Below are 9,008 nucleotides of genomic sequence, written 5' to 3'. Positions count from 1 at the left end.
AAACGCTTCGATTTGTTGCTCATGAATTCTTCTTACCTCTCGGGTCGTTCTGTCTCCACAAAACCCGGGGCAATTCAATCTCCAGATCCTTCAGTTCACAGTGGATCGCATTCAGACCTGCTTCCTCGGCCCATTGTCTGTAGAAAAGTGCATGCGTCCTGTCCTCGGTATTATCAGGATATGGCACGATATGTACCGTGTGATGGATCAGACCCTTCTGCCGGAGATGGCGGAGGCGATCAGTCAGAAGAGCGGCATCCAGAGCGGCGTGAGTATGTGGCCAGCCTCTCCGGCGGTGCCACACGGTCTGCATGCGCGTGCTTTCGGGCAGGGTTGCGGGCGTGTCGGCATTATATTCGATCAGCTTCGGCTGTCCGCCGCACCATGCCAGATCGAAACGCCCGATCACGAAAGGATCTCTCCGCTGCCAGGACTGACGGACGGTGTCCTGAACGGCACGGGGGATGAAAAATTCATCCAGCCCGCCCTCACGCCCGACGGCATCCTGCACCACGTCGAGGCAAAGATCATGGAGTGTCTCCGTAACCTTGCGGATCAGGGCAAGGGCAGAGGCATCGAACTCATAACGGACATCTTCCCGCCACGCGAAACTGCCGTCTGAATTCCGGTAATAGTCATATCCGAGACGGTCTGCCTGTGCCATCCAGTCCGGTCGTTCGCGTGAGGGTACGCGTCTGAGGCGAGGCATATCCTGACCTTATTCGCCTCCGCCTCCGGAATGTCCCGCTGCGCTTTCCCCGAAACCGGCATGACCGGCAGATTCTGCCTCTCCGGCGCCTTCAGCCGAGAAGGATTTTCTGAACCAGGAGACGTCGGATACGTGGGCAGCCCCATGTCCTCCTGAAGATGTTTCCTCGGTACAGTCCTCGGAATCCTGCTGCTGATCGGAGGCATTGCGTGTGGCGGCACGGCAGGAGGAAGCACCCGTTCTCTGCTCGTGCCGGTAGTGAGAGATAAAGAACCCGAGGAGCATCACCGCTGATATAAAGCAGGCATTGAAAAGAATATTTTTCTTCATCGAATCTTTCGGTTCAGAAGCTCTTGTGCGGGCAGTCTGAACATATTTCAGGAGAAATAATATTTAAATAAACACAAATAAATAAATATATTAATCTATATTTATTCATATTTATAATATATAGAAAATTTATGATCCCGTCTGAACAATGCGATTCCGGAAAAGTTTGTTGCATAGCGGAGGCTTTCATTCAGCCTGAGTATTACTTTCCGTAACAATATGAACGGATTACGAAGCCGTTGACGGATGAGGAGATTGAGAAAATCTCCCGGATATCAGGGAAAACAATCGGTCGATCCCGAAAGGAAAGTGGCCAGATCGTGCGGATCGGTCTGCTTGACAAATGAATTTCAGACAATATCAAGGTGATAATGATTATCATTATCATACCGAGGATCGAGATCAGGTGGCCGCTTTCCTAAGACAGAGTTTTCTGTCCGCAACATGCTTCGGCATTATTACTGTTGTACTGTGCGAAGTTTCTCCGGCATATGCGGCTGACGTCGGAGAAAATGTATCCCATAAAAAAGAAAACTACGATAATTACAATAAAAAGAAACACAAACACAAAAAAACAGACAGTTCGAGAGAAGATATTATTGTCAAAGGCGACCGGTCTACCCGCAGGGTTTACACAATAAAAAACACAAGCATTTCCACGGGACTGAATATGTCCCTGCGCGAAACCCCTCAGACTGTTACAGTTATTACGCGTCAGCTTATGGATGATCAGCAGATCAACACCCTGGACGATGTCATGAACACCACCTCAGGTGTGACATCCCAGCAGAGTGACAATGCGGGAAGAACGACCTACCGGGCCCGTGGCTTTGATATCACGAACTACCGGATCGACGGGATGCAGGTCGACGGCAGCACCAGTTTCAGTGGTGTCGGCTCCACCATGAACATGGATCTTTACGATAACGTCCAGATTGTCCGCGGAGCGAACGGACTGATGGGAGGGACGGGCGATCCGTCTGCCACGATCTACCTGCAGCGGAAGCTTCCGACGAAAAAACTTCAGGTCGGCGGCCTGCTGCGTCTGGGCAACTGGAACGAGCGGCGGGTGATGGCTGACGTGAACACTCCGATCACGAAATCAGGGTCGGTCCGCAGCCGCTATGTGTTCAGCTGGGATGATACGGACACATTCCGCCAGCGCGAGCATGTGAACAGGATCGGTGCCCTTGCAAGCTTTGCTGCCGATCTTTCCGTCCGGGATACGCTGAATTTCGGGTTTCAGTATGAGCGTACCCGCACTGACGGCGCCTCATGGGGCACGAACGTGCCGATCTGGTATGCCGACGGCACGCCGACCCATCTTTCCAGGAAGACCAATCCGGCCGCGGACTGGAGTTATTCCTTCCAGGAAATGTATACGGCTTTCATAAATTACGACCATGATTTCGGAGCCGGATGGCATCTGAAGGTCGGGTATATGCGCACGCAGAGTGATTCCACCAGTAATCTCGGTGTTGCCAAGATCAATAACGCGGCAAGAAATGTCGGAGGTTATGCAGGGTTCTGGAATCAGGACGGAACCGGCGCCTATCTGAATGCCCTGCACAGTGAATATTCCGATGCCCGCGACAATGCCGATGTCCGGTTTTCCGGACCGATGCATCTGTTCGGCCGGGAGCATCAGCTTGCGTTCGGGTTCAACGGATATAATGACGAACTGACGACCTACACATTCAGCAATGCCATCGGGAACTGTAACATCAATGGCGTAACGCCATACTCGGCCTGTCAGTATCGTTCAGCCGGTCTGCCCGTTGAAAACTGGCAGACATGGGACGGATCCTATCCCGGCTTCAACACCTATCGTACGCACGCAAGGCTGGTTGAGGTGACGCGCAACTATGGTGCCTATGCTTCAGGGCGCTTCATTCTCGCAAAGGGACTTTCCCTGATACTCGGCGGACGTGTCAGCACGTATGAAGCCTACAGCGGCAACTTCAACGTCTCCAATCGCTATACAGCTGCGGGGGGCGGTAATCGTCAGAATGCCGTCCTTACGCCCTATGCCGGTATAGTCTATGATCTTACAAAGAATTTTTCCATCTACAGCAGCTATACCAATATATTCACGCCGCAGTCATCAATGCGGGATGCCAACAATCAGTCTCTGGCACCCGTCATGGGGAAAAGCTACGAAGCCGGTATCAAGGGCGCGTTCTATCATGATCGCCTCAATACATCCCTTGCCTTTTACCGGAACGATCAGAACAACGTGGCTCAGTCCACCGGCGCGGTGAATGATATCACCGGAAACACGATTTATGAATCCGTCAGCGGTGTCAGATCTCAGGGGATTGATTTCGACGTATCGGGAATGCTGCTGCCGGGATGGAACATCTTCTTCGGATACAGCTATCTGGATACAAAAGGTCTGGCCTATCAGCAGGATCCCAGACATCTGGTCCGCCTGACCACAAGCTATACATTTTCCGGCGCTCTGCATCGCCTGACCATCGGAGGAGGTATTTCCAGCCAGACCAGCTCCCAGTGGCCGACCAATCCGGGCCGCCCGCTGGGGAACGGCAAGTATGACAACTCCAACATCAGGACCAACGGCTATACGCTCATCAACCTGATGGCCCGCTACAGGGCAACGGACTGGCTGGATATATCAGGGAACATCACGAACCTGACGGATAAGACATATTACCATCAGGCCGGCTTCTATGATGGCTATATCTTCGGTCAGCCCCGCACGTTCAGCTTCACATTGCGCGGTCACTACTGAGACCCGTCTGAACAGGCGGGTGTAAAATATCCGCCTGTCAGGGTGAAGGAAGAACCGTAAGATGCTGTTTTTGTGTAATTTCAACCTTCCGGAGGGCTGAGCGCTCCGAAGGCGTGCACAGCGTTACGGCCCAGCCTGTTTTTCCAGCACGCCCGGTACGACCGATACGGTGGATATAGGTTTCAGGCGTCTCAGGCGGAGAGAGGCTGATGATCTGCCGCACCTGCCCGATATCAAGCCCGCGTGCGACCAGATCTGTCGTAATGAGGATCGTCGCCCGGCCGGATCGGAAGCGGTCCGTGGCCTTATTGCGCGCTTCCTGATCCATTCCGCCATGAAGCGTGACAACCGAAAGCTTTGCACTGCGGAGCTGTCTGAATGTCGCTGCGGCTTCCTCTCTCGTATTTGCAAACACGATGCAGCTCTGATCCGGGCGCTGCAGGAGCAGGGTGCGGAGAATGTCAGGCTTCTGTCTTGCCTCGGTGAAGATAACGCCCTGACGGACAGACGGACGTATCTTTCCGTCTGCGGTCGAGGTCTGTGCCGGTGCTGCCCTGATGGTCAGAGGTCTGTGCAGGAGATCCTGCATGACCGGTCTGAGATCGTCAGGAAACGTGGCGGAAACCATGATCATCTGCCGAGGCAGGGGTGTACGGTCCAGAATATGGAGTGTTTCATCCAGAAACTCTGTATCCAGCAGCCTGTCAGCCTCATCCAGAACAATCCTGCCAACCTGAGGAAGAGGAGAGTCTTTGCGTCCGGCAAGATCAACAAGGCGTCCCGGTGTCGCAATCAGGATGCGCCAGTACGGGGTCTCTTCTTCCTCATCCTCACGAGCGGCATCCTTCTGCCCGCCATAAAGCGCAAGGGCCGGCAGAGACAGATCTTTCGTGAACTGCTGCACCACACGTGCAATCTGACGGCAGAGTTCTCTGGTCGGCACGAGAATCAGCAGGAGAGGCGAAACCTCCTCCGGCTCACGCAGGAGCAGGGAGATCAGCGGCAGAAGATAGGCTGCGGTCTTGCCCGTGCCGGTCGGAGCCGTAGCCACGACGTCCCGTCCGCCGGAGATGGCCGCAAAGGCCTCCTTCTGGAATTCGGTCAGGTCGCTGATACCGCCGTGTTCAAGATTACGGCGCAGCGTGATGTTCAGTTCGGGGGCAGGCAGTTCAGACACAGGAATAATCCGCGATAGCCGGTTCGCAATCCTCCCTAGAAACAGGGAAACGGCCCCGTCCGCAAGACGGGGCCGTCGGTTCTGTCAGAATGATACTGTTTTTGCCAGGCCGGAACGTGGTTCAGGCGGCTCGTGCAAAAGCCGGAAAGTCATCATTCTGTCCTGAGCGGCTGACATAGGGCGGGATCTGGATTGCAGACCATGTAATCGCGTGGCCGACCGGCAGCGGCTCTTCTCCTGCGCGCTCTCTCAGCGGGGTGCAGATTTTCTTTCGTTCGCATGATGTAATAAACTGAGATCTTCTATGAATAAAGTTTCGGCTTCTTCCCTGAATTTCTGCAGAAGAACGAATACTAATTCCATTTTTATAAAGTAAAATTGAAAGATTTTGATCCATTTCGGAAGACAATTCAACTTTTTTAGACATATTTAATTTTCCAGAGGAAGAGTTGGTGAACGATTTGTATTATTCCCGGCTCTGTCCGAAAGAAAAGGATTGGTTTAACGAATAATTAACGAAAAAAGAATCTTGACGAACAAATGTATAAAAATGAAGAAAATAATATAAAAATATACTTTTATGAGCTATAAAAAAGAATACAATTATTTTTTTATTCTTATTTTAAGAAAAAAATTATGTATGTTCATCTCATACGACACGCAGGATGTCGGTATCTGCCCGAATCATCGGGGGCAGATGCAGGCTCCGCTGTCAGATTCCGGCGAATATGTGGCGTAATCCGCGCGATAAAAAGTTATGAGCAGAGCCCGGCAAGGCAGGACAGGCCGATCAGAAGCCCGATTTCCCGGTTCAGACGGAACTGACGGAGACAAAGAGCGGGATCGTCTGTCTTCACCGTCAGAGCCTGCCGGATCAGCATAAACGCCGGAATGATCAGCACGGGCAGGAAAGCCTTTCCCGCTTCGGCAAGAAGTCCGGCCGTGATCAGCAGAGCTATGGCGGAGACGTAGCAGACCAGAATGAACGGTACTGCTCTTCCGGCCATCAGCCGTGAAGTGGATTTAACGCCAATACGGGCATCGTCTTCCATGTCCTGGAAGCCGTAAATCGTATCGAACCCGAGTTGCCACATGATCGTGCCCGCATAGAGAGCAATCATGGCTGCATCGATCCGCCCCGTGGCGGCAACGTATCCCAAGGGTGCGCCGAAACCGAAGGTAAAGCCCATCACCAGCTGCGGCCACCATGTAAACCGCTTGGCAAGGGGATAAAGCGCCACGAGGATCAGGGAGAGTGCCCCGAGAATCTGTGCCGCAGGGTTGAGCTGCAGCAGAATCAGAAGGCCGGAGAGAAGCAGTCCGATCAGGAAATATCCGGCATGGCGCATCCTGATGACCCCGGCAGCCAGGGGCCGTCCCGCAGTACGGGTCACCTGGCGATCAATGTCCCGGTCCCACATATCGTTCACGACGCATCCGGCAGAACGCATGATCAGGCTGCCCAGACCGAACAGCAGGAGGAGGCGGATGCGCTCGGGCGCTGTCGCTCCGGACGGCAGAAGAATGCCCCAGACACCGGGCAGGAACAGAAGCCAGGTTCCCACAGGGCGATCAAGCCGGGCGAGCAGTGCATAAGGGCGCACGGCCGGAGGCAGTCGCGCGATCCAGCCGTCGGTCACGATATCTGTATGCGGCGCACGGCTGGCGGACACGGCTCTCTCCCTGATCGGATGGCGATCCTGCTGTCTATCAGAGGTTTCTGCCCCGTGCGAGACAGTTGCCGTTCCCGGAATGTCATGAGAGAGAAGTTCAGGATTTCTGCGGAAAGAGAAAAATGTCGCTGCATACCCTGCCGCGTCTGCATGCTGCCCTTACCCGGGAGGATGCGGCGGAGAACCATGAACTCACCATGACCCCCGAGCAGGCACGCTATCTCGGCAGCGTGCTGCGGCGGGAGAGCGGGGATGAGATCCGTCTGTTCAGTGCGGAGGCAGGAGAATGGCTGGCCCGTATCGATGCGGTAAGAAAGGACAGGGGCAGCTTCCGTCTCGTGAGGAATTTGCGACTGCCGGCGCCTGAGACCGGTCCCGTTCTGGCCTTTGCCCTTCTCAAGCGGGATGCGACGGATCTGGTGGTCAGAATGGGAACCGAGCTCGGCGTATCGCGCTTCATGCCCGTCATGACGGAGCGGACGATGGCGAGCCGCGTGAATGTGTCGCGCCTTGAGACGATTGCCATGGAGGCATCCGAACAATGCGAGCGTCTGAGCGTTCCCTCCGTGGATGAACCCGTCCGGCTGGCAGAATTTCTCGGCTCATGGCCTGAAGAGGCAGGACTTTATGTTGCAGTCGAGCGTTACAGGGCAGAAACAAGGGATCAGTTCGCGAAAATACGTCCCGGAGACGGTCTGCTGACGGGTCCGGAGGGAGGTTTCAGCGATACGGAACTTGACGTTCTGCGTTCGCGTACCTTTGTTACGACAGTGAGTCTGGGCAGTACGGTGTTGCGTGCTGAAACGGCGGTGGTGGCCGGGCTCGCGCTGATGACGGTTAATGCGTGAATTTTTGACGCTCAGACGGAAAGTTTTTTCTGATGTCCAATCCTTCCGACCACGATGAGACGCCCGTCACGTCGGTTGATGATCTCGTTTCCGTTCTGTCCCGGGGATGCAAACCCCGGGAGGCATGGCGTATAGGGACCGAACACGAAAAATTCGGCTTCGTGCGTCCCGAAGCCGCAACTGCAGAGCGCAGAGCCTGGTCCTCCCCACCCTGGGAGCCGCAGGGGATCAAGGCGCTTCTGAACTCGTTCAGAGAGGCGGCTCCGGAGAGCTGGCAGCCCATAGAGGATAAAGGCGAGGTCATCGGTCTCAAGGGGGTCGGGACGGAAAAGGGCTGCTCCATTTCTCTGGAGCCTTCAGGCCAGTTTGAGCTGTCCGGTGCACCGGTTGCGACACTTCATGAGACCCGGGAGGAGTTTGAGCGTCATTTCGCGGCTTTACGCGGTCCCGCCCGTTCGCTTGGGCTTGGCTTTGCATCTCTGGGCTTCCATCCCCTGGAAACACGGGATGAGCGCCCGTGGATGCCCAAAAGCCGCTACGCCATTATGCGCCGTTACATGCCTGAGGTAGGTGCATACGGGCTGGATATGATGACCAGAACCTGCACGGTACAGGTCAATCTCGATTTTGCATCCGAACGGGATATGGTCCGCAAGATGCAGGTCTCTCTGGCACTGCAGCCGGTCGCGACCGCCATATTCGCGAACTCACCTTTCAGGGAAGGAAAGCCCTCAGGCTTCATGTCCGGTCGCGCACAGGTCTGGACCGATACAGACAATGCGCGTTCCGGGATGCCCGATATCTGCTTCCGCGACGATTTCGGATTTCGCTCCTATGTCGAATGGGCGCTGGATGTCCCGATGTATTTCATCGTGCGCGATGGTGTGATCCGTGATGTCGCCGGGCGCTCATTCCGCAAGTGGATGGCAGGGGAGCGACAGGAAGGACTGGAGGATGTGCAGCCTCTGGTCGGTGATTTTGAAGATCACCTGACAACCCTGTTCCCGGATGTCCGCCTCAAGCAGTTTCTGGAGATGCGGGGTGCCGATGCAGGTTCTCCGGAAATGATGCTGGCACAGTCAGCCCTCTGGGTCGGCCTGCTGTATGACGAGACCGCTCTGAGCGCCGCAGAGGCCCTGGTCAGGGAACACCCCTGGAGCGATTACATCGCATTGCGTGCTCAGATCCCCCGTACGGGAATAGAAACACCGTTCGGCTCCGGTAGCGTTCGGGATCTGGCCGCGCGTATGATCGGTATAGCTCGCGACGGCCTGCGTGCACGTGGCCTGAAAGATGCTTCCGGTCGTGACGAGAGCGTTCTTCTGGCACCGCTGGAGGCAATTGCGGCAGGAGGACCCACCCAGGCACAGCACTGGCTGGAAAGATATGACGGCCCCTGGGCAGGAGATGTGACACGTATCTTCCCGGAGGCGGAGGTCTAGGGCGTGTCGTCAGTTAAGCAGTATGATGATTGAGGCGAACTGCACGGCTGCGAGGAAAGTAGATTTGAGTTTGTCGT

Annotated in this window: 8 protein-coding genes; 3 read left to right on the top strand and 5 right to left on the bottom strand. The window is 55.1% G+C overall.

The genetic code is table 11. The features are described 5' to 3' along the window. Window positions 1-19: 19 nt before the first annotated feature. Both LOC54_RS10250 and LOC54_RS10245 read right to left on the bottom strand, forming a co-directional pair. Window positions 20-709 carry a glutathionylspermidine synthase family protein gene (locus LOC54_RS10250; protein WP_279313720.1) on the bottom strand — a complete coding sequence of 230 codons (690 nt, stop codon included), beginning with the start codon at window positions 707-709 and terminating at the stop codon, window positions 20-22. A 9-nt stretch (window positions 710-718) separates the two neighbouring features. After that, window positions 719-1,039, bottom strand: coding sequence for a hypothetical protein (locus tag LOC54_RS10245; RefSeq protein ID WP_279313719.1), 321 nt, complete (start codon window positions 1,037-1,039; stop codon window positions 719-721). Window positions 1,040-1,709: 670 nt separating this feature from the next. Here LOC54_RS10245 and LOC54_RS10240 point away from each other — a divergent pair. Then, window positions 1,710-3,791 (top strand): TonB-dependent siderophore receptor, encoded by a 2,082-nt coding sequence (locus tag LOC54_RS10240; RefSeq protein ID WP_279313718.1) that lies wholly within the window; start codon window positions 1,710-1,712, stop codon window positions 3,789-3,791. 37 nt (window positions 3,792-3,828) lie between these two features. Here LOC54_RS10240 and LOC54_RS10235 read toward each other — a convergent pair whose 3' ends face one another. The 3 genes from LOC54_RS10235 to ubiA all read right to left on the bottom strand — a co-directional run bounded on the left by LOC54_RS10235 (window position 3,829) and on the right by ubiA (window position 6,641). After that, window positions 3,829-4,968, bottom strand: a complete 1,140-nt coding sequence (locus tag LOC54_RS10235; RefSeq protein ID WP_279313717.1) for a DEAD/DEAH box helicase — start codon at window positions 4,966-4,968, stop codon at window positions 3,829-3,831. A 121-nt stretch (window positions 4,969-5,089) separates the two neighbouring features. Continuing rightward, complete coding sequence (locus tag LOC54_RS10230; RefSeq protein ID WP_279313716.1) at window positions 5,090-5,395, bottom strand: hypothetical protein; 306 nt, start codon at window positions 5,393-5,395, stop codon at window positions 5,090-5,092. Window positions 5,396-5,723: 328 nt separating this feature from the next. Then, window positions 5,724-6,641: a 4-hydroxybenzoate octaprenyltransferase gene (ubiA, locus tag LOC54_RS10225; protein ID WP_279313715.1), complete on the bottom strand. Its 918-nt coding sequence runs from the start codon at window positions 6,639-6,641 to the stop codon at window positions 5,724-5,726. Window positions 6,642-6,763: 122 nt separating this feature from the next. Between ubiA and LOC54_RS10220 the strand changes: the two genes are divergently transcribed. Continuing rightward, complete coding sequence (locus tag LOC54_RS10220; RefSeq protein ID WP_279313714.1) at window positions 6,764-7,489, top strand: 16S rRNA (uracil(1498)-N(3))-methyltransferase; 726 nt, start codon at window positions 6,764-6,766, stop codon at window positions 7,487-7,489. A gap of 32 nt (window positions 7,490-7,521) precedes the next feature. After that, window positions 7,522-8,931, top strand: a complete 1,410-nt coding sequence (locus LOC54_RS10215; protein WP_279313713.1) for a glutamate--cysteine ligase — start codon at window positions 7,522-7,524, stop codon at window positions 8,929-8,931. The last annotated feature ends 77 nt before the right edge of the window (window positions 8,932-9,008 follow it).

The sequence above is a fragment of the Acetobacter sp. AN02 genome (assembly GCF_029759835.1).
GTDB lineage: Bacteria > Pseudomonadota > Alphaproteobacteria > Acetobacterales > Acetobacteraceae > Acetobacter.
Note: the sequence above shows the minus strand (reverse complement) of the source record. Positions and strands in the feature narration are given on the sequence as shown.

Excerpts from the sequence above, each read along its gene's own strand:
- LOC54_RS10215 (WP_279313713.1), top strand. The coding sequence starts at position 7,522 with ATGTCCAATCCTTCCGACCACGATGAGACGCCCGTCACGTCGGTTGAT.
- LOC54_RS10245 (WP_279313719.1), bottom strand. The coding sequence starts at position 1,039 with ATGAAGAAAAATATTCTTTTCAATGCCTGCTTTATATCAGCGGTGATG.
- LOC54_RS10230 (WP_279313716.1), bottom strand. The coding sequence starts at position 5,395 with ATGTCTAAAAAAGTTGAATTGTCTTCCGAAATGGATCAAAATCTTTCA.
- LOC54_RS10250 (WP_279313720.1), bottom strand. The coding sequence starts at position 709 with ATGCCTCGCCTCAGACGCGTACCCTCACGCGAACGACCGGACTGGATG.
- LOC54_RS10220 (WP_279313714.1), top strand. The coding sequence starts at position 6,764 with ATGTCGCTGCATACCCTGCCGCGTCTGCATGCTGCCCTTACCCGGGAG.
- LOC54_RS10240 (WP_279313718.1), top strand. The coding sequence starts at position 1,710 with ATGTCCCTGCGCGAAACCCCTCAGACTGTTACAGTTATTACGCGTCAG.